The organism is Paenibacillus sp. LS1, assembly GCF_026013365.1.
Classification (GTDB): domain Bacteria; phylum Bacillota; class Bacilli; order Paenibacillales; family Paenibacillaceae; genus Paenibacillus.
Genome location: NZ_JAPDOE010000001.1, coordinates 2,084,593 through 2,111,127, shown reverse-complemented (window position 1 = coordinate 2,111,127; position 26,535 = coordinate 2,084,593). Strand labels below are relative to the sequence as shown.

Genomic DNA, 26,535 nt, shown 5'->3' with positions numbered 1-26,535 from the left:
TTGAGCCGAAGTGGAGAAAGAGGTACCTGTTTCCGTTTGTCCTTGTACCGATGTTGTCGTTGTCGTCGTTTCCTGAGTCACAGCGATCCCTCCAATGCTCGTGCGAATTCGTCAATCTCTTCCTTGCTGCGTCGTTCGGTAACAGCAATCAGCATGTGTCCGGCAAGCTCGGGATAATCACGTCCGAGTTCATAGCCACCGATAAAGCCCGCATCCAACAGTTTCAGTTGAAGGGCATCCACATCGGTTCCTTGAGGAAGCTTAATCACAAACTCATTAAATGTTGGTGCATTAAACGTCAGGCTAACGCCGGAAATCGCAGTTAATGTATTCAGGGTGTAATGACTCTTTTGCAGATTCAGATCCGCGACATCGATCATACCTTGTTTACCCATAATGGACATATATACAGATGCGCTGAGCGCAAGCAAAGCTTGGTTGGAACAGATGTTAGACGTCGCCTTTTCGCGACGGATATGCTGTTCACGCGCCTGCAGCGTGAGTACAAAACCACGTTTGCCGTTGCGATCGGTTGTCTGGCCTACGATTCGGCCAGGAATTCGGCGCATATGAGGCTGGGATACGGCGAAATATCCGCATGTCGGGCCGCCGAGTGAAGCGGCGATACCTAGGGGCTGCGCATCGCCAACAACGATGTCGGCACCCAGCTTGCCTGGGGCTTCCAGCAGACCCAGCGATAGCGGGTTAGCACTTACAACGAGCAGACCCTTGTGCGCATGCACGAGGTCAGCGGCTTGCTTCACATTTTCCACGGCACCAAAGAAGTTCGGGCTTTGGATCATGACCGCTGCGGTATCGTCCGATATGGCAGCTTGCAGGGCATCCCAGTCAGTGACGCCATCCTTATAGCCAATCTCGACAATCTCCAGACGGAGTCCATGCGCATACGCCTGCAATACCTGTCGGGCTTCCGGGTGAACCGTACGGGATACGATGAGCTGTTTGCGACGCGTTGCCGCTGCGGCTAAGTTTCCTGCTTCCGCAAAAGCAGTTGCGCCGTCATACATGCTGGCATTGGCTACAGCCATACCGGTTAATTCACAGATGTAGGACTGAAATTCGAAAATGGCCTGTAGTTCACCTTGGCTGATCTCAGGCTGATAAGGTGTGTAGGCAGTGTAGAACTCGGAACGGGAAATGACATGATTGATGACGGAAGGAACATGATGATCGTATATACCTGCGCCGAGGAAGCTGGCGTGTGTTTCGAAATTGGCGTTGGCGCCAGCTTGTTTGGACATGTGACGTGTCAGCGCATATTCATCAAGTTTGGAGGATACGGGCAGCTCGCCCTGATAACGAATCTCTTTTGGAATGTCCTGGAACAGATCCTCCAGCGTATCCACACCGATGGTTGCGAGCATGGCGCTCTGATCTTGCTCAGTCATGGGAATGTAACGGTGCTTGCTCATGCTTGATCAGCTCCTTGGGTAGGTGTCTTTGACGTGCGTGTCCGTTTATGAAAAGGGGTCTTCACGACCTCGGCTTTCAGCTTCTTGCCGCGGATCTCAATCTCAAGCGGGGTTCCCAGTGCAGCATATTTGCTGTCGATGAGGGCCAGCCCCAGATTACGCTTCAATGTAGGTGATTGTGTGCCTGTTGTCACTTCACCAATCTGTACGCCTTCGGCGTAAATCGGATAGTGGGGGCGAGGAATACCACGCTCCAGCACTTCGATGCCGACCAGTTTGCGGGCGGGCCCGTCATTTTTTTGCTGTAACAAGGCTTCGTGTCCGATAAAAGGTCCGGCATTCAGCTTCACAAACATACCTACGCCAGCTTCGAGCGGAGAGATGGTTGCCGACAATTCCTGTCCATACAGGGGGAGCCTCGCTTCAAAACGCAGCGTATCCCGGGCACCAAGTCCGGTTGGCACCAGTCCATGACCTTCACCAGCTTGCATTAATCCATTCCACACCGCAGCGGCTTGGTCCGCAGGAACATATAGTTCAAAGCCATCCTCACCGGTATAACCGGTACGGGACAACAGTAATTTTACTCCACATACTTCGGCGTCCTGCACAAAACGAAACGGTTCAATCGTGGATACATCCGTAGCTGTAACTTTTCCGATAATATCTACAGCCAGTGGACCTTGCAGGGCGAGTAGCGCTGTCTGCTCCGAATCGTTGGTCATGCTTACGCCAGGGATCAGGTGCTCTTGCAGCCATGCCCAATCCTTATCGATATTGGATGCATTAACGACGAGCATATAATGCTGATCTTCCAGCTTATACACGAGCAGATCATCCACCACACCGCCATCTGGGTAACACATCAGGGTGTACTGGGCTTGACCGGGAACCAGCGTGGTCACATCATTGGTCGTCATTTGTTGCAAAAACGCTTCAGCCTGCTCACCCTGTACCGTGAATTCGCCCATATGGGACACATCGAACAGTCCAGCACGCTCACGCACCGCTTCATGTTCTTTCTGGATTCCGCTGAATTGCACCGGAAGCTCCCAGCCTCCAAAATCAATGCACCGTACGCCTTCATATTGCTGATATAGGGGGAAGAGTGGTGTTCTAAGCAAATCGGACATCAAATCACCTCGTTATGGGCCGTCAACCGGCCGAATATGCAATCGTGGATCAATGAACCAGAGTATTTTTAAATTTTCTAAGCAGAAATTTTTAGTAGATAAGTATGGTAAGGCAGCTATGACAGCGCCGATTCCGATCTGAATCCTGTTTTTCGTTTTTTTGGGAAAAAGGAAAAGGACAGGCCAAAGAACCGGCATGCCAAGTAGCACGCTGTATTCTAAGGCTCTGTCCCTTGTACCTGAGAGTTACCCCGCCGCATCAGTGCAGCAGGTTTCCCCTTGGGTGATCATAACGCCCGCACAGGGCGAATAGATGCTCTCCAGAGTTGCGTCCCGTAAAAGTCCTTTTGCCTGAGAGATTCACCCCCGCTTATCGGTGGTTTACTCCTTCGGCGTTACCTCATGTACATCCCGAATCGGGTGTCACGGGTAATCTCTCCCTTTACATTCATCCGCGGGTATAACATAGTCCAATAAAAAACATTTACTCTTCTCATTAAAACGTGAATCCACTGCTGATGTCAAGAACGATATCATAGAAAATGATTTAAAACCGAATATTTATTGAGTTTGTAATGTTATTGTTCGTGTATTTAAAAAGACTACGCTTACTATTCTAATATTCACCAGTATATGTAGAAAGAGTGTATTCGGGTTGCGGTTTGAGGAGGCCATTATTAAATAATTTGTGAGGTATATTGACATTTGATTCAAAAATATCATACGCTATGTTCTGGGAAAAAGGTTAAGGTCAAAGAACGCATGCACTCATTAATGAAAAGCGAGGCGGATATCGAATGAGCGAATTGAAAAGTGATTTCCTGTACAGTGAAGAGCACGAATGGGTGCAAACCGTAGGGGAGGATACTGTACGTATTGGCATTACCGAGTTCGCGCAGCATCAGCTGGGTGACATTGTGTTTGTGGAATTGCCTGACCTTGAATCCAATGTAAAAGCAGAAGACAGCATTGGAACGATCGAATCGGTCAAAACGGTGTCAGACTTGTTTTCTCCAGTCACGGGTTCAATCATTGCGGTGAATGATTTGTTGCAGGACTCACCTGAACTTGTGAACAGCTCTCCTTACGAGGAAGGCTGGATGATTGAGATCCGCGTTGAGGGAGATCTGACAGCAGCATTGTCTACATTGATGAATGCAGACGCGTATCGTAAACATACGGAAGAATAGTATCAACGAACTTGTACTTATTAACATATATTTTATAACAAAATGAGATATGCTTCATATTGTTTCGACCTGTGTGAGCCTGAGGCTTGCACAGGTTTTTTGTGTTTTCTGAGGATGGTTTTGAATGCAGATTGAAGCAGATTATGGATGTGAATCGCCAGATTGGAACAAGCTACAGGTTAGAAATTGATTTTGGAAATGATAAAAGTCATAGGCAAGAAAAGCCTTATGTACCAATGAGTTCAGCTAATATGCATAGATTAAAACGATTACATAACCTAATGTTGTCATCATTGTTCATGACGAAAGTACGCTTTCATTTGATTGAACAGGAGAGCATTCTCGCTTAGGATTACAGCAGGGGAGAAATGATACCCCTTTCATAAACATAATGACTTGATCCAAGGAGGATAATACAATGAGTAATTTGGACCAATCGTCCAATTCCAAAGGTGGGCTACGGGTAGGTGTGCAGCGTTTTGGCCGATTCCTGAGTGGTATGGTCATGCCGAATATGGGAGCGTTCATCGCCTGGGGATTAATTACGGCTCTGTTCATTCCAACAGGCTGGTTCCCTAACGAGACGCTTGCACAGCTAGTCGATCCGATGATCAAATATTTGCTGCCGCTGTTAATTGGTTACACCGGGGGTACGATGGTGCATGGTCAGCGTGGTGGCGTCGTGGGTGCCATTATGACCATCGGGGTCATCGTGGGTAGTGATATTCCGATGTTCCTCGGTGCGATGATTGCCGGACCTCTGGCAGCATGGATTATCAAAAAATTCGATAAATCCATTGAAGGCAAAGTTAGAGCCGGATTTGAAATGCTGGTTAATAACTTCTCAGCCGGTATCATTGGCGGGATCTTGGGGATCATTGCGCTACTGGGCATCGGGCCTGCTGTAGAAGCGATTAGTAAAGTATTGTCTGCCGGGGTACAAGGCTTAATGAATCTGGGCTTGTTACCGCTGGTCAACCTGATTATTGAACCGGGTAAAGTATTGTTCCTGAACAATGCGATCAACCACGGGATTCTCACACCGATTGCAACAGATCAAGCGAGAGAATTAGGGCAATCTGTATTATACATGCTTGAATCGAACCCGGGTCCGGGACTTGGTATCTTGCTTGCTTACTGCTTCTTCGGACGCGGAATGGCCAAATCTTCTGCACCAGGTGCTGTTATCATTCATTTCTTCGGGGGAATTCATGAGATCTACTTCCCTTACATTCTGATGAGACCAATTCTGATTCTTGCAGCAATCGCGGGTGGCGTCGCAGGTACATTAACATTCATGCTAACCGGAGCAGGGCTTGTTTCAGCACCATCACCGGGTAGTATTATCGCCTATTTCCTTTTAACACCAAAAGGTGGATATCTGCCGATGCTCGCAGGGGTTCTTGTAGCAGCAGTCGTTTCCTTCCTGGTGGCAGCACTGTTGCTGAAAACGGGTAAACAAAAGGACGAAGATCTGGAGTCTGCATCCAGCCGGATGAAAGACATGAAGAATCAAGGAACTGTGCCAAACGCTGGCATTACCGCTAACCAACGTGAAGCAGACAGAACTGCGGATATGGCTACTTCTACAGTGAAAACAGATGTGAAGAAGATTGTCTTCTCCTGTGATGCAGGCATGGGATCTAGTGCCATGGGCGCTTCCATTCTACGCAAGAAGATGAAGGCAGAGGGGATTGATGTTACGGTGACCAATACGGCCATCAGTGATATCCCGCCGGATGCAGACGTGGTGATCACACAACAAATATTAACGGATCGTGCTCGCTCCGTTGCGCCGAACGCAGAACATATATCCATCGACAACTTCCTAAAAAGCCCGGAATACGATGCGCTCGTTGAACGTCTGAAGTAATTGCACGCATTTGTTTTCCCTGAGCCGGAGGCTGAGATATGAGTATTACCAAAAGACAACGTGAAATCGTGGAGTTCCTGCTAGAGCATCCACATGAAGTAACAGCCGGCGAAATCGCCGTTGAAGTAAAGGTCAGTACCCGAACAGTTCACCGGGAGCTTCAAATGATTGAACAATGGCTTGAACCCCTGGGAATGAAGCTGGAAAAAAAATCAGGAACCGGTATCCGAATCGATGCTGGTTCCGATGATCTGGCTGTATTGCGCCAGCAATTGGAGGGTAAAGAATACGTAGAGTTTACGCCAGAAGAGCGTAAGCTCTTCATGCTTTGCATCCTGCTGGATGAACCGGAGCCTGTAAAGTTGCTCGCCCTGGCTTCCGATCTGAAAGTGACTGTATCTACCGTAACTACTGATCTGGACGATTTGGAATCACGGATTCGTCAGGCGGGACTGAAGCTGGTTCGCAGACGTGGATATGGCGTCAAGATTAACGGAAGTGAGACGATTCATCGCACAGCCATAGCTGCACTTGCACTGGAATTTTTGGATGAGTCTGACTTGTTCGGAAGACAGCCTGAACAAGGGGGCTCCATCGTAAACCAAAAACTGTTGGATATGATCGGACACGGTGATGTGCTTACGGTCGAAAATGCGTTATGGCAACCAGATATCGAATGGCTGGAGAACATCCCGGAACGCCAATACATGAAACTGCTGATTCAAATGTCCGTAGCGGTTGTACGTATTCGTAAAGGCTTTGGTATTGGCCGTATGTCTCCACGAGAGAAAACGGGGGATGAAGTTGCAGAGCAGGATGATATGAAGGTTCCACCTTATATGGCATCCCGCTTGTGTGGTGTGTTATCCACCCAGCTGGGGCTGACATTCTCAGAAGATGAGCAAGCTTATTTTCACAGACTATTAGTTGAGACAGAGCAGCGGATTCACTCTTCCAGGCTGTTGCCAATAGACGACTTGATTTTACTGGACAGGGTACATTCATTGATTGATCAGATGCAGGCGAGAACGCATTATGCCTTTCATGAGGATCGTTTGCTTCGTGAGGGTCTACTTGGACATATGGAACCTGTAATGGAGCGAATTGAAGGACAACAGATGATTCGTAATCCGCTATTGCAGCAGATTCGCAAGGATTATGATTTACTCTTCGAAGATGTCAAAAAATCCGTGCATCAAGCTTGGCCAGGCACAGACGTTCCGGATGAGGAAATTGGTTTTCTGGTCATGCATTTTGGAGCTTCCATTGAGAGGTTACGTGCACTGAAGCGGGAAATCAGGGCCATCATCGTATGTACAAGCGGAATCGGGTCATCACGTATGCTTTCAAGCCGATTGTCTAAGGAGATTCCCGAGATTCGGATCATGGATAGCGTGTCCTGGTATGAAGCTGCCCGGATACCTACAGATCAATATGATCTGGTGTTATCCACTGTCGATCTGCCGATGGATGAGCATCAGTATTACAAAGTGAGTCCACTGCTTACAGCAGAAGAGAGCGAGCGCCTGCGTCATTTTATTAAAACCACAACGTTACAACAGCAGCATAACAAGCCCCGTGAAACAGAGGTTCAGACGACAAGTCGTTACTCGGACCCTGACGGAATGGAAGCTACATTGATTGAAATCGTCCGAATTATTGGCAAGTTTCAGGTGTATCCGCTGGATAACCAAGATATTGGTTTCTATAAAACCGTGTATGCGATGTGCAATGTACTCCATGGATCTGGTGTATTGAAGGAGCCGGAGGAGATCGCGAAACGGTTGGAGGCGCGTGAGGTAGTGGGGAGTCAGAAGATTCCCGGCACAAGACTTGCGCTCTTTCATACACGAAGTGAGGGGATCTACAGGCCATCTATCAGTCTGTTTCAGCTCACGGAGCCACTCCTTCGTACGCCGGATGATCCGGCAGGAGTTACTCATATTCTCTTGATGCTCGGTCCCAGAGAATTATCCAAGGAAAGTCTGGAGGTTCTCAGTGAGATCAGCGCCCTGTTATTGCAGGAAGAGATGATTACATTGCTGGAAAAGGGAATCAGGGATGAACTCATTCATTACCTGTCCCAGGAACTTGTTGGATTTTATCGCAGTAAAACCGAAATTGGAGGTCAACCATTATGAGTATGTTAACAACAGATAAAGTCATCATGAATGCGACGGCTCAGGATAAATACGAAGCGATTCGTATGGCAGGACAGATTCTGAAGGATGCGGGACATATTACCGCTGATTACATTGAGAAGATGATTGAACGTGAAGAGATTGTCTCGACCTATGTAGGGAACGGACTTGCGATCCCGCACGGTACGAAGGAGTCCAAAGCTTTCATTTTATCTACAGGCATCTCTGTCATTCAGTATCCACAGGGTGTTGATTTTGGCGAAGAAAAGGCTTATATGGTCATTGGTATCGCGGCTCAAGGCGGGGAACATATGGAGATCCTGACTAGCATTGCGGTGATCTGTGCTGAAGATGAGAATATGGAGGCCCTGCGTCTAGCCAAAACAGCTGAAGAAGTTATTGCTATTCTGGAAAGTGAAATGGAGCTATGAAGGCCCTACACTTTGGCGCAGGTAACATTGGACGCGGATTTATCGGATTAATTCTCTCCCGTGCAGGATATGAGGTTGTTTTCTCCGACGTGAATCAGACCTTGGTAACCGCTCTTCAGCAACGGGGGCAGTATACGGTGGAACTGGCTAACGAGAGTAAGGATCAGGAGACCGTGACAGGTGTAGGTGCAATCGATGGAACCCAACTGGAGACGGTTGCTCAAACCGTTGTGGAAGCTGATCTGATTACAACCGCAGTGGGCGTGGGCGTACTGAAGCATATTGCAACAGGTATTGCGAAGGGACTTGAGAGAAGACTGAGTTCTGGTCCTGCTCAAAACCCTCTTCATATTATTGCTTGCGAGAACGCCATTGGAGCCAGTACACAATTGAAAGAGCATGTATATGCTCTGCTCAATGAAGAGACACGTTACCTTGCGGATCAGTACGTTTATTTTCCAGATTCGGCTGTAGACCGGATTGTACCCATTCAGCATCATGAAGATCCTCTGCATGTACAGGTGGAGCCTTTTTACGAGTGGGTGGTAGATCGTTCCCAGATGGCTCCTGCATTCAAACCGGTTGAGGGCATCGTATATGTCGATGATCTGGAGCCGTATATCGAACGTAAACTGTTCACGGTTAACACAGGACACTGCGTTGCTGCGTACATCGGTAATGTGCATGGGTATGACACGATTCAGAAGGCTATTGCCGATGAAAAGGTGAAATCCATTGTATATGGTGTTTTGCAGGAAACCGGAGAAGTTCTGGTGAAGCGGTTTGGATTCAACCCAGAAGAGCATGAGCAGTATATTGTCAAAATATTGGGACGGTTCGTCAACCCGTATCTCACCGATGAGGTTACTCGTGTTGGTCGTTCCCCCCTGCGCAAGCTGTCTCCGAATGATCGTCTGGTTCGCCCGGCCCTTCAGGCCTATGCGGATGGAACCGAAACGACCTATCTGGCTATGGGGATGGCCGCAGCCTGCAAGTTCGATGTCTCGGATGATCCGGAAGCAGTTGAACTGCAGGACATGATTCGACAGAAGGGGATTGCAGCTGCGCTCCACCATTATACGGCTATGGATGAGCATCATCCGGTGCTGGAACAGGCTGTTGCACAGTATAACCAAATGTAAGAGCAGTGGTAGCGGGGCTAACAGTATAGATGAGGCATAATGAAGAAGAGCCATACAGTTGTTAACTGTGTGGCTCTTCTTTTGGTTGTCTTTTATCGGCATATTCATCCAAACAGCGTTGACATATGCACGATTTTCGGCGCTGCTCTGCCGGAATGCGGTCGAATACACCTTCGGGAAAAGTAGCCCGGTTACACCAGCATTCCGAATGAGGATGTCCTGCGGCGTAGGAACAGCGATTAGCTTCCCCGCATAATGGGCAGACAAGAACATCGATATTGCTGCGCTCTTGATCGGCTTGTTCTGCAGACATGGGGTTCTTCCCTCCCTGTGAATAGCTACGAGCTGAAGTTAAACATACTGGTTCCAGTATAACAGAAATGTGCTGGTGATCATGGAATTCATTGTGTATATGAGTTCCATTCCGCTACATCTGTTTCTCCCATCGGCTATTCTTCAGGCGGTAATTCGATCTGCAGGCCTTCCACATGTTTGCGTCCCATCAATTTACGCTTCTTTCGATTTTCCTTTGTTTCTAGCACAATATCCAAGTCATAATCGTCACCTGGATAAAGCTCATTGGCAGATATATGCAGGGTCAGGCGTTTCTTATGGATTTTGACTTTGCGTCCCCTGAGCATGACTCCGATATTTCCACGGCTATCCTCCACATCACAGACGATGCCCGACTGATTGAGATAGGCTGCATATACCCGATCCCCTTTGCGAAAATTTTTGGCAGGAGCAGGGGGATCTGACTCTCTGGGTGTTGTTTTTTGGTGGAGACTGATTGAATCTTTTGGTTGCTTCCACTTATCTCGTTTGGACAACTCTACTTGGCTGTCTGATACTGTAACGGAACGAGCAGGCGGCAGGGCGTTAGTTTCCAAAGGAGGTGACGTGAACCCTAATGTACGATCTCTCGAAATACTTTGATCGGACAGGGACTTGGATCGCTCGATAATACGCTGTGGCATGCCCAGCTTTAATGCGATGGAATAAGCATAGCTCTCACCAGCTTCTCCGATACGCAATCGATACAGCGGCTGGAGAGAAACGGTGTCAAATTCCATACGGGCATTTTCGAATCCTGGCGTGGCAGCTGCAAAATGTTTGATTTCACCAAAATGTGTTGTCGCCACAACGGTTGCTCCGCGGCTATGCAGTTCCTCCAGCATGGCGATAGAAAGTCCAACGCCTTCACCGGGATCTGTGCCAGAAGCCATCTCATCAATGAGCACCAGCGTCGATGGATTGGCCTGTTCCAGTATGCCAATCATATTGCGAATATGTGCGGAGAATGTACTGAGCGCTTGTTCCAAACTCTGCCCGTCACCAATATCAACTGCTACCTCGTTATAAACAGCCATCTCGCCACCTTCCTCCACCGGAATAAGCAAACCGGATTGCATCATCAGGGTTAGCAAACCAAGTGTTTTGAGTGCGACCGTTTTACCTCCGGTATTCGGGCCCGTAATAATGAGCGACGAGTACGTTCTGCCGATGGCAAAATCAAGGGGAACCATGGAAGAACCCATGAATGGATGACGTGCACGTTGAAGGCTGATGTGGCCCTGAGTATTGACTCGAACGGTGCGTCCGTCCATGGTGGCGGCATATTTGGCTTTGGCAAATAGAAAGTCCAATACACCTACCGTTTCGGTGTTAAGGGCGATTTCACGGTTATACGATTCGGCCAGGGAGGTTAAATCACCGAGAATTTTCATCTCCTCCCGGGACTCCTCCGCTTGTAGAGCAGCCAATTCCATCTGCAGGCCTACTAACTCAGCGGGTTCAATATATACGGTTTGCCCGCTCCCTGATTCATCCAGCACACTGCCTTTCACCTGTTTACGGAACTCTTTCTTAATGGGCAGAACTGTTCTTCCTCCGCGTTGACTAATGACATGCTCCTGCATAATGGATCGATGTTTACTCACGAGAGAATCGAGCTTTCGTTTCATACGCTCCTCATTCACAGTCATTTTTTTACGAATTCGAATCAGTTCCTTGCTGGCCTGATCCTGAATGCGTCCACTATGGATGCAACGCTCGATCTCACTCAGCAAAGGTGCAATCAAAATCATGGATGCTGCATAACGACTGACGGTGGGAGCGGCCCCGGATTTGCCCTCCATGTATTTCATGAGTTGTGCGCAGCTCCGCAGGAACTGCGCGAGATGACTGAAGTCGCGTTCACTGAATAGATAACCGGTGCCGAGCAGATCCATAATGGTTTCCATTCCGTCCAGTGAAGGGAGGGGGATACTGGCGCCAAAACGAATTAACGCAGCGGCTTCCGCTGTTTCTTCCAGGCGAATCTGGATCAAATGAGCATCTTTCATGGGTTTTAGTTCTCGGGCATAACGTTTGCCCAGATAAGACAGGGCGCAGTCTGCAACATTTTTTTGAATTTGTGGATAACCCAAACTGTTTAATGTGTTCTCATTCATGCGTAATCTCTCCTTGGATTTGAATTGGATTTTCAGTTGATGCGGTGAAACATATTCCTGGAAAACGCAAAAAGGGCGGAGAATGAACAAACGTCATTCTCCGCCCTAAACGTATGGGAAAGCAGAGTCCACTACAGGTCTATATTAAAAAATCCGCGCTGAACTCAGCGCGGAAATAGACCCGGACAATGACAATCCCGGAGGCGATTTATGATATCCGCTGTCCTTAACTAAGTACAGGGATCTGGCGCATCATGAAATACACGTATGCCATATGGGCACAAGCGCAATGAAAGGCCAAACTCCTGAATATGAAACTTGGTTAGTTAAGAACATTCACCGACATTAAAAATCTCTCCTTTGATTGAGGAATATGCAACCAATATAAACTGGAAATTGGTTTGAAGTCAACCTTTAGAATAAATGAGTGGACTTGAATAAGAATGGGTTTTAAAATAACAATAGTAAAATAATCCAATGAAAGCGATTTTATAAGAAGGAGGATGCTCTTCTTGCCGAAGTATTTACTGCGTTTGCTCTGCTTTACCCTGATTCTCGGAGCCCTTCCAGTCATTGTTATTGGTTCCGTCTCGTATACGATTGCATCGCGTGACATTGAGCAGAAGGTGCGTGAGAGCAATCTTCAGATATTGCATCAGACCCAAATGCGGGTAGAACAAGTTCTGCGCAGCCTGCAATTATCATCCATCCAGTATGTCAATTCGCCCTTGGTACTACAAGCGATGAAGAAACCACTGGACAGCAGCGAGTTTCAGGAGATTCGTGATCTGACTTCCGGCTTTAACAACTTGCAAGCGGTTACGAACATTGACCAAGCCTATCTGGTTAATCTGGATGAAGATTGGGTCGTGTCGATGCGTTCTTTTGGAAAATTGGATGATTTCAGCATTCGAGACCGGATTGGCTCCTATCTAACCTATACCAACAGCCTGTTCTGGGTCACTCAGAATGCTAGTTCTGCCAAAGAAAGTGTACCTGTGTCAGCAGGAATGGGTGAATTAACACCCGAACAGGCACCTACCCTTATTTCATCCGATAATGTGGTAAGCATGGTATTCAAGATTCCGATGGTACCCACGAATGTGAAACCCAAAGGCTTTCTGGTCATCGATATTGCTGACGCGGAGCTTAGTACATTTCTGAGTCGCAATCCGAATTCCGGGGACTTGTACGTTCTGGACCGGGAACAGAAATATTTTTTGAATGATACCCAGCAAGGTACGAAATATGACACTTTAAATAAAGAAATCCACGAGATCGTCCAGACGACGGGGGAGCCAGAGGGATTTTTTAGTGCAGAGGTGGAAGGTAATCAGGTTGCGGTCAGCTATAGGCAGTCTCCGCTTAATGGCTGGTTGTACGTGTCCGTTGTATCTCTAGGGCAGATCACGGCTCAGTCGCAGAAAATTGCATTGGTTACCGGCGTTGCTACACTGGTCATGTTGTGTGTAACGGGACTGGTCGCCATCTACGGCAGTCGGCGGATGTACTCACCGATCTCCAGATTGCTGCAGTTTACGAAGGGGTTGGATGCTCCAGTTGCTCCATCAGGGCGACGTCAGGATGAATTTATCTATATCGAGGAGCAACTTTCAACGTTGTTCAGTTCGGAGAAAACGATGCGTGAGCAAATGAAGGGGCAGCATGTGCATCTCCAAGAGTTTTTTATGACCAAGTTGCTAACAGGCAAAATCTCCGAAGAGGATTTCAGATATCAGGGAGAATTGTACGGTTTTCCGACAGGGTGGGCGAGTCTCGGCGTACTCATGCTCCAGATGGATACCTTGGAAGGGACCCGATATGAGGAACAGGATCGGGATCTGCTGCTGTTTGCTGTCAACAATATGGTAGGTGAGCTTCTTCCTTCGGCAGTTCGGTTCACCCCTGTCATGCTGGATGATGCTCAGGTCACCGTACTTGCCTCCGAACTGACGGATGAGGTGAAGCTGAAGGAATGGATGCATACCCAGGCAGACTGGATTCGCGAACGTGTCGTAACCTATCTGAATCTGCCCGTAAGTATCGGCATCAGTCGTTCTTACACTTGTATTGGTGATACGCCAAGAGCGGTTCAGGAGAGCCGAGAGGCTCTGCAAGGCCGGGTGAGTCTGGGCAGCCGTATTATTTTGCATTACGAGGATATTCAGCCACGTGGTCAGATGGAGGCCGCGTTGTATACCCAGTTACGCATGATTGAGGATCAGCTCGCTTCTGCGCTCAAGCAAGGAGATGAAGAGAAGACAGACGCCTACTTTAAGCAATATTTGGGGCTGCTTGCAGACAAGAAGCTTCATTTCAGTGAATATCCCGTTATTATGGTTCAGTTATTGTCCCGTGTATATCAGCTTGTGCAGGAGCAAGGCGGAGATGTAGCCGAAGTGCTGGGTGAAAAAGCATCCATGGCACATTTGCTGAAGTTGTCCACATTGGACGAAATGACCAATTGGTTCCGCAAGCGGTTGTTCCTGCCCGTTATCCGTTTCTGGCGAGAACAGGAAGAATCCCAATACATGAACATTGCAAGGCGCATGATTCGATTGATCGAGGAACGTTATGATCGTGAATTGTCACTGGAAGCCTGTGCCGCTGAGCTTAATTTTCACCCTGTCTATCTAAGTCGGGTATTCAAGAAGGAAGCAGGAGTTAATTTTACGGAATATCTGGCAGAGTATCGTATGGAAAAAGCAAAGACCTGGCTGCAGACGACAAATCTGAAAATATCGGAGATAGCCGAGAAATTAAACTATACCAATCCAACCGCATTTATCCGTACATTTCGCAAAATCACAGGAACGACCCCCGGCAAGTACCGGGAGCAGCAGCGATAAAACAAGCCTGCTCTGCCCGCCATGGTAGGCGGGCTTTTTCATGTCCAGATGGAGGAAGAAGACTGCTTTTCTCCATAAAGTTAAGACAGGAACATGGAGGTTGAAAGCAGTTCATTGCTCCTTTGAATTCTGTGATGAAAATGCGCTAAACCCTTGCTACATAAGGGGAAACAAAAGGCTAAAACGAGACGATAGCCAGTCATTCGTTTATCCTCCACAATGAAGACATGAATTCAGGAAGTGATATTTTGTAATCGTTTCCAATGTGGGGAGGAAGACAATATGAAAGCCGAAACGGCGGCTCGAACACGGCCCGCTACCCGCAGTGACAAAAACCTGCTGTGGAGAGACATTATCAAAAACCGGTGGCTGTATATCATGTTAATACCGGGTGTGCTTTACTTTGTTATTTTCAAATACATACCCATGTATGGTATCACGATGGCTTTTCAGGATTATACGCCTTACAAGGGCATCTTGGGAAGTGACTGGGTAGGGTTCAAACATTTCCAGCGTTTCTTTGGAGAACCGCAGTTCTGGACATTATTTCGGAATACGTTTTTGCTTGCGATTTATAACATTGTGTTCTTTTTCCCACTGCCGATTGTACTGGCACTCATGATGAATGAAGTTCGTCGTGAACGGTTCAAACGATTTGTACAAACGCTCGTCTATGTTCCACACTTTGTTTCCTGGGTTGTTGTTGTCGGTGTGTTCTACATGCTGTTTACAACCGAGGGCGGTGCGATTAATGAACTGCTCTATAACCTGACTGGACAAAAAGTGGCGTTCCTGCTTGAACCTGGATGGTTCCGAACAATGATTGTCGGACAATCCATCTGGAAAGAAGTTGGTTGGGGCACAATTATCTTCCTGGCGGCGCTTTCTGGTGTTGATACACAGCTCTATGAAGCTGCACGGATTGATGGTGCCAATCGCTGGCGCCAAACCTGGCACATTACGTTGCCGGCCATCCGCAGTACGATCGTCATTTTGCTCATTCTGCGTCTGGGCAATTTCCTGGATACAGGCTTTGAACAGATCTTCCTGATGCTGACTCCGACGAACCGGGATGTGGGCGAGGTATTCGATACCTACGTATACACGAAGGGGCTTACCCAGGCACAGTACAGTTATAGTGCTGCTGTCGGGTTGTTCAAATCGGTTGTCGGGCTGGCGCTTGTTCTTGGTGCCAATACGCTGGCCAAAAAATTCGGGGAGGAAGGCGTCTACTAACCCTCGGGTGCAGACGTTCTTCACCAGACAGGAGTGAACATTAAGATGCAACAGGATAAAACGTGGGGCAACCGGATCTTTGATTTTCTCAATCACGGCTTGCTGCTATTGATTGGAATTGTGACGGTTATCCCGTTCATGTATATTTTAGCCGTCTCGTTTACCAGTCCACATGAAGTGGCTAAGGGAGGATTCATTCTTTTTCCAAAAGAGTTCTCTCTGGCTGCGTACCGTTACATTTTCTCTACAGATACTTTGATTCGCAGTCTGGGTGTATCGGTCTATATTACCGTGATCGGTACCTTCATTAACCTGCTGTTTACATCACTTATGGCGTATCCGCTCTCTAGAAGATATTTGCGTGGACGCCAGCCCATTTTGCTCGGTGTATTGTTCACAATGCTCTTCAGTGGCGGGATGATTCCAACATACTTTGTCGTGAAATCTTTGCATTTGACGGATACGTTATGGTCGCTGATGCTGCCTACCGCTATTAGTGCATTTAACTTGATCGTACTCAAAAACTTCTTCCAGGCGATTCCGGACGAACTGGAGGATGCAGCCAAAATTGATGGATGTAACGATGTCAGCGTATTGTTCCGGATTGTACTGCCGTTGTCCATGCCAGCGATGGCGACATTTTCACTCTTTTACGCGGTGGCCCACTGGAACAGTTTCTTCAGCGCTGTTATCTATATTAACGATAGTGAGAAGTGGCCTGTCCAAGTCTGGCTACGTGAGATTGTCATTCTGGCACAGAGCCGAATTGGAGACACAAGTATTGAAGAGACCGAGATCCAGCCACTTACCATTCGCATGGCCGTTATCGTATTCTCTACGATTCCGATTATGCTGGTATATCCATTCCTGCAAAAGCACTTTGCTAAAGGTGTGATGCTGGGTTCGGTGAAAGGTTGAGTCGGCACATGGTTCAAAGTCAGTTCACTATGACTGCATAAAAAAGGGAGGTTTTTATGTTATGAAAGCAACAAAAAAGAAAGCCGTAGCTGTCTTGAGCACACTGGCACTGGTGACAGGTTTGCTGGCAGGATGCGGATCAGACGAGGGTCAGGCTGCCGAGGGCGGCGTACAAAATGTGTCCATAGCCATTGCACAGGTGGGTGATGTGCCAAGTAAAGGCAATGAAGTTCAGCAAAAGATTGAAGCGTATACCAATACCAAACTGGATATCCAATGGATTCCGGCTTCGGCCTACAATGACAAAATCAACGTGATGATCGCTTCAAGCGATATGCCGAAAATTGTGAAGGTGCAATATAACCCAACGGTAACCAGCGCGATGCGCAATGACGTGTTCTGGGAAGTGGGACCTTTGCTGAAAGACTACAAAAATCTGTCGGCACAGAACGAGCGTTTTTTTGACAACATCAAGGTAGAGGGCAAAATCTATGGGGTTCCTGTATTCTCCGATATTGCGCGGGCTACAGTGATCTATCGCAAGGACTGGTTCGAGAAGCTGAATCTCAAGGTGCCAACGACACCGGATGAATGGTATGAAACGATCAAGACACTGGCAACCTCCGATCCGGATGGAGATGGTCAGGATAATACGTTTGGACTAATGCTTTTCAAAAAATATAATGAGGACCAATATTCCTTCACAACACGCCTTGGCGTAAGTTTTGGTGCACCTAACAAGTGGAAGGTCGAGGATGATGGCAGCTTCACGCCGGAATTTATGACACCGGAATATATGCAGGTGCTGGATCTGCTGAAACGTTTGTACGATGAGAAACTGCTGAACCAGGACTTTGCCGTATTCGACTCTACAGAAGCGGAGAAAAAGTATGATTCCGGTGTTGTCGGTATTCGTGTTGGTGTTGCGCAGAACGGAAAAAGTCAGCAAGAGCGTCTGTCCAAAAACAATCCGGATGGTGTAGTAGACATCGCTGGTTTGCTTGGAGCGAACGGTGATCGTGTTGCAGGACAGACGGGTAACTCCGGCATTCTGGCATTCCCTAAATCAACGGTGAAATCGGAAGAAGAACTCAAAAACCTGCTCTCCTTCCTGGATAAATTGATGGACCCTGAGATGGCTACCCTGTTGATGCGTGGTATGGGAGACAAACATTACACCAAAGTGGGCGAAGATCAGGTAGAGATGAGTGACTTCGATGCATTCCAGCGTGAAGTGAAGCCTTATCGTGACAACCTTCCTTATGTTGAAGGATACAACGTACCAAAATTGAAGGATACCGAACTGGGTGAAAAAGGTACGGCACTTGCCAAGGAACTGGCGGAGCACGCTGTGCCAAACCCTGCGCTGACGTTATATTCTCCAACCTATGGTGACCGTGGGGCGGATCTGGATCAGGTGATTGCCGATGCACAAACCAAATACATTATGGGCAAGATCGATCAAAGTGGCTGGGAAAAGGAAATCGAGAATTGGGGCAATGCGGGTGGAAACAAGATTCGTGAGGAATATGCCGAAGATTACAAAAAACAGGCTCAATAAGGAGCCGGAAGCGGAGGCTTGATCATGAAGGAAACATTGCAATTCACATCCGTGCGCATGGCACAGCAGTTCATGGAAAGTTATCGCAATCATGAGCTGTACCCCAAATGGCATTATGAGAACGGCTGTCTGCTGAAAGCGCTGGAGGAGCTGTATACGCACACGGGGGAGCAAAAGTATTTTGACTACATCCGTGAGCTGATGGATCATTTCGTGCAGGAAGATGGGTCGATTCGCTCCTATACGATCGAGGAATATAACCTGGATCAGATCAATCAGGGAAAATCTCTGTTCCTGCTGCACGAAAAAACGGGAGAAGAGAAGTATCGCAAAGCTGCGGAGTTGCTTATGACTCAGCTCAAAGGACAGCCACATACAAGTGAAGGCGGATTCTGGCATAAAAAGATTTATCCTTTCCAGATGTGGCTGGATGGATTGTACATGGCTACTCCATATCTGACTCAGTATGGCGCAGTGACAGGGGAAGAGAAGTGGTTTGACAAGGCGGCTCTGCAGCTCTTGCTGGTGGAGCAACGTACACGTGATCCGCGCAGCGGTCTCTTGTACCATGCTTGGGATGAGAGCAAAGAGCAGCGCTGGAGTTCGGGGGAGACGGGATGTTCTCCACATGTTTGGAGCCGCGCGATGGGCTGGTATGTGATGGCGGTTGTGGACACATTGGATTACCTGCCGGTAGATCATCCGCAGCGCGGACAGATTGTGGGTATCTTTGAAAGGGTAGCAAATGCACTTGTGCATGTGCAGGATCAACAGACCGGACTATGGCCACATTTGTTGGATCAACCGGGACGTGAGCGGAACTATCTGGAGGCATCCGGGACCTCGATGTTTGTCTATGCATTGGCCAAGGGTGTACGTAAAGGATATCTGAGTGGCAAGTTCAAAGCGGTTGCGGAAAAAGGGTATCAGGGTCTGCTACAGCATCTGCTGCAAACGGATCGTGAAGGCGTACTGTCCTTGACGCAGTGTAATGGCGGAGCCGGTCTTGGAGGAAGCCCGTATCGTGACGGGTCCTATGAGTATTATGTGACCGAGTCCATTCGAATCAATGATCCGAAATCGGTTGCTCCGTTCATTTTGGCAGGGGTGGAGATTGAACTGGCGTAATGCTGGTTCTTTTCTTCAGATTATTTATGATAGCGCATACATGGTTGGTTTGAGTGAAATGAGGCAAGATCGCTGAACAATTTGGCTATCCAAAGGAGAGATGGTTCATGAGTCCAAAAGGTCCAATGTCCCGTTTAGGCGGAATCGTTGTTATTGGTGCAATGTCCGCTGGGCTGCTTGCAGGTTGCGGGGGAGAGAAAGCGCCTGCTGCAGGGGAAGGTAAACTTCCCATTTCCATCTCTTTAATGCAGGTTGGTGATATACCGGCCAAGGAGAACGGGATTGAACAGAAGATTGAGGAATATACGAATACGGATGTCAATGTACAGTGGATTCCGCAGTCTGCTTTTGATGATAAGGTGAACGTTATGGTTGCTTCAGGCGAGATGCCGACCATTATGCGTGTGAATTATGTACCGACAACGTTTAATGCCGCCAAAACGGGACTGTTCTGGGAACTGGGGCCATACTTGAAGGATTATAAGAACCTGTCTGCCCAATCCGAGGCTTATTTTAACAATATCAAAATTGAAGGCAAGGTCTACGGTATTCCGAACTTCCGGGATATTGGCCGGACTGCGATCGTATATCGCAAGGACTGGTTTGATACGTTGAAGCTGGATATACCGAAAACGCTGGATGACTGGTATGAAGTGATGCGTTCCATTCGCAAGGATGACCCGGACGGGAATGGTAAGGAAGATACGTACGGTGCATTGCTATTTAAAAAGTATAATGAGGGTGTCTCTTCCCCGCTGACGCGGATCGCTGTAAGTATTGGCGGCGTTAACAAATGGGGTGTGGACGATGCCGGGAAATTGACTCCGGAGTTCCTGACCACTGAATATGTGGATACGATGAAACTCTTCAAGCGACTGTTCAGCGAGGGATTAATTAATAGTGACTTCCCTGCCCTGGACCCTTCCGATGCGGACAAAAAAATGGATTCGGGCCTGGTTGGCATGAAGCTGAATGGTGTGGCCCAGAACGGAAAGTCCTCTCAGCAACGGCTTACGCCTAATGCTCCGGACGGAGAGATTGATGTGGCTCCATTCCAGGGAACCGATGGTATTCGAATCGCCGGGGAGCCAGGAAACTATGGAATGCTGGTCATCCCGAAGGCGTCCGTAACGGATGAGGAGCAATTGAAGCAGGTGCTCACGTTCCTGGATCAGTTGATGGATGAGGAATTGAGCGCGTTGCAGCTCCGTGGGTTGCTCGATGTGCACTACACCAAGACTGCGGATGGGAAAACCGAACTTAAGGATTTTGACGCTTATCAGCGTGAAGTGAAGCCATATCGAGATAATTTGTTAAGCATTGAAGGCTATAACGTGCCTGAACTGGTCGATGTTCCGATTGGCATGAAGGGGACGAAGATGGCGCGTGAGAATGAGCAGTATGCCATTGCCAATCCTGCACTCACCTTGTCTTCGGCGATCTACACTGAGCGTGGTCAGGAGCTGGATCAGATGATCTGGGATGCGCAGACCAAGTACATTATGGGGAAAATCGATGATGCTGGTTGGGAGCAGGAAATCGCAAGCTGGAGAAAAGCTGGTGGTGATCAACTGATCACAGAACTGGAAGCATCCTATAAGGAGTTAAACGGAAAATAAGGCTGGATGGAACAAAAAAGGGTTGATCAAATGGAATGATATGGTTTATTCTATGAGTGAGTTCATTTTCCAATATCATAAGAAAGACCACACCCTTAAAGCATAAGGCTATGAATCTGCGGATTCATGGCCTTTTTTTGTTTTTAAGCGAATGAAGTGGGTCTATGGAAGGAGGGTTGCACGCCTTGAAGTGATGGGGATGGACGAAAAATGATACCAATAGCCTAGGTCAACATGGTAGAATATTGATTATTATGGCAAATTTAGGTTTTGGTTATGAAGAGAAGTAGCTAGGCTGACTAAGCAAGCACCCCATACTAAGGTACATAGGAGCGTGAGTAGATTGAAGAAGCAGATCGAAGGACATGAGAAGAAGAAAAAACGGAATGTTTGGATCGTAGGGTTGTTAACGACAGCTGTATTGGCAGGAACACTATTGAACGTTGGACCCGTACATCTGACCTCAACAGCGATAGCTGCATCTGGAACAAGTGACACGGCCCTTAGCAAGTTCAAGGATATTAAAGGCCACTGGGCACAAGCGACGATTGCCAAAGCTTATGAAAAGAATTTGATCTCTGGTTACCAAGACGGAACGTTTCGTCCCAATGGCAAAATCACGCGTGGGGAATATGCGACCATACTTGCCCGTGCGACTGGACTGGAGAAGGTAGAGGGGCAGAATCCCTTTGCCGATCTCAAGGGACATTGGTCTGAAGCGGCGGTTAGCCAGCTTGTCGGACAAGGATTCATTAACGCTGGCGATTACGCCAAAGGGTTCAATCCGAATGCGGAGCTGACGCGATACGAGATGATGAAGTGGATTGCCAATGGACTGATGAAGTCCGGGAGCGGCTTCCAGGATGCTTTTAACGATACGAAAAACACGCTACTTCCTACACCAGAAGTGAACCGGGGCACCATTCGTGCCGAGCAGATTCCGTATCTTGCCCTCGTTCGTGGAACAGGCATCGTAGGTGGATTTCAAGATGGCACATTAAAACCAGCGGATTCCACTACTCGTGCAGAAGTGTCAGCCATTTTGCTGCGTTATATGGATGTGGAGGGCACGGATGCCGCGAAGTATAGTGACCTGAATGAGATGAGAGAGGTCGGCACGACAGGGACGAATTTAACGACAGTAACAAATTACAAATATATCAAGGGTAATTTCGGAGATATAGTTAACACAGAATACACTTTGAAAAATAATGTGGGGGTCGTAAGGTACCATAGATTTATCGTAGTGGATACTCGAGGGACTAAGCCCAAGGGACTGTACGCCACGTTATTTGTAGATCCAAAGAACTTGACTAGGGCACAAGGAGGTCGCTTCTCTACCTACGCCGAGATAACGTTTACTTCAAAATTTGATAAGTCAAATCTTTTAACTATTGCTAGAGCGAATGATAATATAGCTATTCCAATTCAACGATTATTTAATGTGAGCTATTTGAAAGAAAAAGGGTTTATTACTTTACCAGACGATTCGAATGCAATGTTGAAGCAAGGAGTGCCTACTAAGTTTTGGTCATCACATACTCTGGATCCTGTGAAAGGCGGATATATGTTGAAGAATGATGCTGGTAAAGAAGTTCAAATTTATCAATAGAACTTTTGGTGGTGTTTAAATTTAATATTAAACGTTATCTATTAGGTTGTTTAAACAGTTTATATAAAGTCTTAGTAATTATATTTATGATATTACCAGTCTATTACTGCACTTTTGATACTCTTAAAGCTAATGCCGTAGAAGAACAATATGGTACCAAATCCATGAAAGGGCCAGCAGTAACAGTTGATGCAAACCCAACTCAAGGAACACCGGGAGTTTACTGGTATCAACTTGATTCTGGAGAATTTAGGGCAGAATATCAAGGCACACACAAAGATGTGGATAACGGAGGAACTGACTATGATGCATACCCTGTAAAAACAGAAATTCCTGATAATGTTGATATGAGTAGATGGCCGCCACTAAGTTGGAAGCCGTATAGAGGTATAGGAATTGATAAGGAAATGGTAACTGATATTAAGTTAAAGAACGATCCGGATGGCGTAAAATATCAGCAGGTAAATAGTTATGAAGGAATAGGTAGTCCAAGAGTTACAAGTGAAAAAAATGCGGATCTTAGAACATATACTGGCAAAGGGTTTGAGTTCTTTGAAAGGGAAGCTTATGGGACTAGGCCAGGCAATAAACCCAAATATAAGATGGTATACCACACCCCTGTTAGCATTTTCTGGGAAGGTAAGATTCACGAAGAAAAAGAAATCGATGTAACACCAGATTCTACCCTTACCATAGGGCAAACCCAACAGATGGAAGCCTTGGTGAAGACGAAAGGTTATGGTGCGACAGCTTTTGGTGAGGGCATAAACGTATCCCGCAGGGAAGCGGAGATCAAATGGTTTTCTTCTGACGAGACGATTGCGAGCGTTGAACTGAAAACGGGGATGTTAAGAGCTGAGAGTCCAGGCACGGTCACTGTGCGTGCGATCTGGAACAATGGTACATACCTTATCTCGGATACAGCCAACATTACCGTGACGTCTGAGCCAGGACTCGTGGTGAACCTGCCGAATGCTTGCAAAGCCAATACAACACCCCTCCAGGCAGAAGCCGTTCTAACCAAACCGGATCGCTCAGTTCATAAACTGACGGCTCATCCCAAATTGACGTGGCAGAGCTCGAATCTGGCTGTGGCAACGATCGGCGCAGATGGCAAAATCACGACGAAAGGGGTCGTGGGTAGCACCACTATCAAAGCTCATTTTCTTGATTCTGCTCAGCACCTGGATGAACAAGGGACTCAGGTGCTTGAGGTGAAGGACTGCACGGATAATGGAGAAGGCGGTAATGGTAGTGATCCGGGGGGCGACCCTGTGAACGCTTGCCCTGTAACCATCAGCCAACCAAGTAGAGGTACGGTGATTGAAGCAGCTGTTATGGACCCATCTGTTCGGGGCGTGCTGAAGGCAGATGACCGGGGAGCTGAGAAGTTTGATGTCACTCGTGGTATTCCGACCTCGGAAGATCTCTATGCCAATGTCTTAGCTAAGGGATATTTGTTCCAGCACCGTTGGGTTAATATGACAGGAACAGTAACCTATACCGTGAATGTGAAAAGGGTTTATCATAAAACCTGGACGATTCCGGGAAGACCCTCTCGTGGTGAGGGTGATCCGGGAACACCTCCTGAGCCCAAAGAACTTGATGTGCCTGGAGATAAATCCATGCAAGTAACACGGACATATAGCTATTGGCAGATCGATAACCTGGAGGTATACAAGTTAAGTGAGGCCAAGGTATCTAACTATGCGCTAGGCGGCTATGGTGACACTGTGACCCTGGTGCCCAATGCATATACAGCACCGACTTTACAATCGGGTATGGATACTGCGGTTACCAATCATGTGAAACCTGCACCATGTCGAGAAATTGATCTTGGCATCAAAGGGGTTCCGGGTGGTTCTACTGAACCCTCTACGCCAGATGAAACGTCATTGTTTCAATCTGAAGCTGAAGCGGAGGTTAGAGAGAACACCGTTAATAACGACAAGGTAACCTTTAATGGAGCGACGATTATGGACCCTGCTCCGGTGGAGAAAACAGCTCCAAGACCTGGAACGATCCCACAGCCTGGCATGATTGGAGATGATGTTCTATACCAGAACCAACTGACGATCAAGAATACATTGATCAACAAAGCTAACCAGCCGTCCACGGGTGAGATTACGTATGGGCTGCTGCCTGGCAATATTAACGGAGGGCAGGATCAGAAGTTTCCCATTCTGGGTATCAACTCGGTGACGGTACATACACCAGTTGTGAACTATGCCTGGGTGTCAGACGATCAGCCGCATAACCAGAAGACTACGCCTGATCCGACCAGAGCTGCACTTATTTTAGAGCGTCCATTCATTGTGCGAATTCCAACTTCAGGTCAACATGTGGATGTGGCAAATTATCCTGGTTATGGAAACCGTGATTATGCGAAATATTTCCGTATCAAACAGGTTCGTTTCCCATTCGACGTCTATAACGGTGCCAGAAGCCAGTTTATCCCGTCCCTGACATGGGTTGATATTCCGGTAAATCAATTGGACACCCCTTTTTATCTTCCTGTATGGGTAGATGAAGGGAATTACAAGATTGAGTTCCGTAATATCGCCGAAAATGCACCTGCCAACTTTACGGAACAACAGGATGCGAACACAAATCTGACCCATCATGTGGCAGCAGATACTGTTGCTGTGGAGGTTATCGGACGGTTGTATGATTTTCACATTACCGATATTTTGGATTACAACTGGGAGAATGTGTTTCGCAAGCGGATGGGCAGCCCGGAACCAACGGGTGTGAGCTATTGGGCCGGAGGAAACAGTATCGACGGAGATCTCCGGGGTAATTTGGTACCCTATGTCTTGCCTATTCGTCCCGGCAGTCATCCCGTACCGGGTTTCCGAAATGCAGCGGTGAAGACGGGTTACCATTTCAAGTTTGATCTGAAAACCAAGGGCAATATGTTTGGGAAACAGGATGGTATTCGAATCACCCCGACGTTCTCTTTTGTGAGTAAAGATGGCACCACTCGGCAAGAGGTGGATCTATACTATCATCGAGGACAGGAACGACTCATTCGTATCGGATCGGCACAGGATTTAGAAAAACGCTTTGTTATTCTGAATTCACGTTTAAGGAATGTGCCGGGTACGGAGTTAGGTGATACAGCACGTTATCAATATACCTATGAACTGTCGGAGGAGGAACGCAATCAGGGTACAATGGCGGAGTATATGGTTCGTTTCGTGGATCAGACCTCTCATCAGAAAACGTGGGTAGGCCGTTATGACTGGATGATTCTTCCTTCACAGATCCGTACACTCATTGGCCCCAAAACAGATATTCCAACTGGTGTTAATGTGGATCGGGCCAATGCAGCGATTCAGTGCTGGTATGGGGAATATAGTTTACCAGCGGATGTATATGCAGTGCCCAAAGGAACCGATCTCGAATCGCTCGCCAGACAAAATCAGTTGGATGAGAAGGCAACGGCATTTCTGAGGGACGGTTACATTGTAGTTAACTTCAATATTGAAACATTGCGCAGCGGCAATACAAATGCACCCCATCTGCAATATATTCATGCACCGTTGATGAATCAATGGCAAATGGAAGGTTTTGATAACAGCCCGGTAGATGGTCAGGGGAGAAGTTGGTCGATGCTAGATGGGGACGTGGTTTTGTACCATGCCGATCAATCCAGCCGTAATGATTTCCAATCCCAGGTACCACATTAGAGAGATATCGTTTTTACCCATAAAGAAGACAGGCGTTATGTGAATCTACATGACGTTTGTCTTCTTTTGTGTAATTTGGATTATGGTTGGGCAGCAGAACGGGTATAAAGGGTAAGGAGCATTC

At 47.5% G+C, this 26,535-nt stretch carries 17 protein-coding genes and 1 riboswitch; of the genes, 13 read left to right on the top strand and 4 right to left on the bottom strand.

The window, feature by feature from the left end; translation table 11 throughout:
• Window positions 1-77: 77 nt before the first annotated feature.
• On the bottom strand, window positions 78-1,433 hold the full coding sequence (gene gcvPA, locus OM416_RS09150; protein WP_264928673.1) for an aminomethyl-transferring glycine dehydrogenase subunit GcvPA: 1,356 nt from the start codon (window positions 1,431-1,433) through the stop codon (window positions 78-80).
• The gene (gcvT, locus tag OM416_RS09145; RefSeq protein ID WP_076333659.1) at window positions 1,430-2,566 is read right to left on the bottom strand and encodes a glycine cleavage system aminomethyltransferase GcvT; all 1,137 of its coding nucleotides are present in this window, start codon (window positions 2,564-2,566) and stop codon (window positions 1,430-1,432) included. The genes gcvPA and gcvT overlap by 4 nt, the downstream gene beginning before the upstream one ends.
• A 329-nt stretch (window positions 2,567-2,895) precedes the next feature.
• Window positions 2,896-3,018, bottom strand: a riboswitch (glycine riboswitch).
• Between the two features lie 345 nt (window positions 3,019-3,363).
• On the opposite strand from gcvT, the gene gcvH reads away from it, so the two are divergent.
• From gcvH to OM416_RS09120, 5 genes are all read left to right on the top strand, one after another.
• Window positions 3,364-3,756: a glycine cleavage system protein GcvH gene (gene gcvH / locus OM416_RS09140; RefSeq protein ID WP_076333660.1), complete on the top strand. Its 393-nt coding sequence runs from the start codon at window positions 3,364-3,366 to the stop codon at window positions 3,754-3,756.
• Window positions 3,757-4,174: 418 nt separating this feature from the next.
• Window positions 4,175-5,629 (top strand): PTS mannitol transporter subunit IICB, encoded by a 1,455-nt coding sequence (locus tag OM416_RS09135; protein ID WP_264928672.1) that lies wholly within the window; start codon window positions 4,175-4,177, stop codon window positions 5,627-5,629.
• A gap of 38 nt (window positions 5,630-5,667) precedes the next feature.
• Entirely contained in the window at window positions 5,668-7,770 is a 2,103-nt protein-coding gene (locus tag OM416_RS09130; protein ID WP_264928670.1) for a BglG family transcription antiterminator, read from the top strand.
• Window positions 7,767-8,201, top strand: coding sequence for a PTS sugar transporter subunit IIA (locus OM416_RS09125; protein WP_017686856.1), 435 nt, complete (start codon window positions 7,767-7,769; stop codon window positions 8,199-8,201). The genes OM416_RS09130 and OM416_RS09125 overlap by 4 nt, the downstream gene beginning before the upstream one ends.
• Window positions 8,198-9,343 carry a mannitol-1-phosphate 5-dehydrogenase gene (locus OM416_RS09120; protein ID WP_264928667.1) on the top strand — a complete coding sequence of 382 codons (1,146 nt, stop codon included), beginning with the start codon at window positions 8,198-8,200 and terminating at the stop codon, window positions 9,341-9,343. Before OM416_RS09125 ends, OM416_RS09120 begins: the two co-directional genes overlap by 4 nt.
• Before the next feature lie 61 nt (window positions 9,344-9,404).
• Here OM416_RS09120 and OM416_RS09115 read toward each other — a convergent pair whose 3' ends face one another.
• Both OM416_RS09115 and OM416_RS09110 read right to left on the bottom strand, forming a co-directional pair.
• Window positions 9,405-9,656: a cysteine-rich CWC family protein gene (locus OM416_RS09115; protein ID WP_264928666.1), complete on the bottom strand. Its 252-nt coding sequence runs from the start codon at window positions 9,654-9,656 to the stop codon at window positions 9,405-9,407.
• A 136-nt stretch (window positions 9,657-9,792) separates the two neighbouring features.
• Entirely contained in the window at window positions 9,793-11,796 is a 2,004-nt protein-coding gene (locus OM416_RS09110) for an endonuclease MutS2 (protein WP_264928665.1), read from the bottom strand.
• Window positions 11,797-12,308: 512 nt separating this feature from the next.
• Here OM416_RS09110 and OM416_RS09105 point away from each other — a divergent pair.
• The 8 genes from OM416_RS09105 to OM416_RS09070 all read left to right on the top strand — a co-directional run bounded on the left by OM416_RS09105 (window position 12,309) and on the right by OM416_RS09070 (window position 26,411).
• Window positions 12,309-14,645, top strand: a complete 2,337-nt coding sequence (locus OM416_RS09105; protein WP_264928664.1) for a helix-turn-helix domain-containing protein — start codon at window positions 12,309-12,311, stop codon at window positions 14,643-14,645.
• Window positions 14,646-14,927: 282 nt separating this feature from the next.
• Entirely contained in the window at window positions 14,928-15,881 is a 954-nt protein-coding gene (locus tag OM416_RS09100) for an ABC transporter permease (protein WP_017686861.1), read from the top strand.
• 45 nt (window positions 15,882-15,926) lie between these two features.
• Complete coding sequence (locus OM416_RS09095) at window positions 15,927-16,799, top strand: carbohydrate ABC transporter permease (protein ID WP_017686862.1); 873 nt, start codon at window positions 15,927-15,929, stop codon at window positions 16,797-16,799.
• Window positions 16,800-16,860: 61 nt separating this feature from the next.
• Window positions 16,861-18,360, top strand: a complete 1,500-nt coding sequence (locus OM416_RS09090; RefSeq protein ID WP_264928652.1) for an extracellular solute-binding protein — start codon at window positions 16,861-16,863, stop codon at window positions 18,358-18,360.
• A 24-nt stretch (window positions 18,361-18,384) separates the two neighbouring features.
• Complete coding sequence (locus OM416_RS09085) at window positions 18,385-19,488, top strand: glycoside hydrolase family 105 protein (protein WP_264928650.1); 1,104 nt, start codon at window positions 18,385-18,387, stop codon at window positions 19,486-19,488.
• A gap of 107 nt (window positions 19,489-19,595) precedes the next feature.
• Window positions 19,596-21,107, top strand: a complete 1,512-nt coding sequence (locus OM416_RS09080) for an extracellular solute-binding protein (RefSeq protein WP_264928648.1) — start codon at window positions 19,596-19,598, stop codon at window positions 21,105-21,107.
• A gap of 343 nt (window positions 21,108-21,450) precedes the next feature.
• Entirely contained in the window at window positions 21,451-22,719 is a 1,269-nt protein-coding gene (locus OM416_RS09075) for an S-layer homology domain-containing protein (RefSeq protein WP_264928646.1), read from the top strand.
• Between the two features lie 407 nt (window positions 22,720-23,126).
• Window positions 23,127-26,411, top strand: a complete 3,285-nt coding sequence (locus OM416_RS09070; protein WP_264928644.1) for a DUF5704 domain-containing protein — start codon at window positions 23,127-23,129, stop codon at window positions 26,409-26,411.
• The last annotated feature ends 124 nt before the right edge of the window (window positions 26,412-26,535 follow it).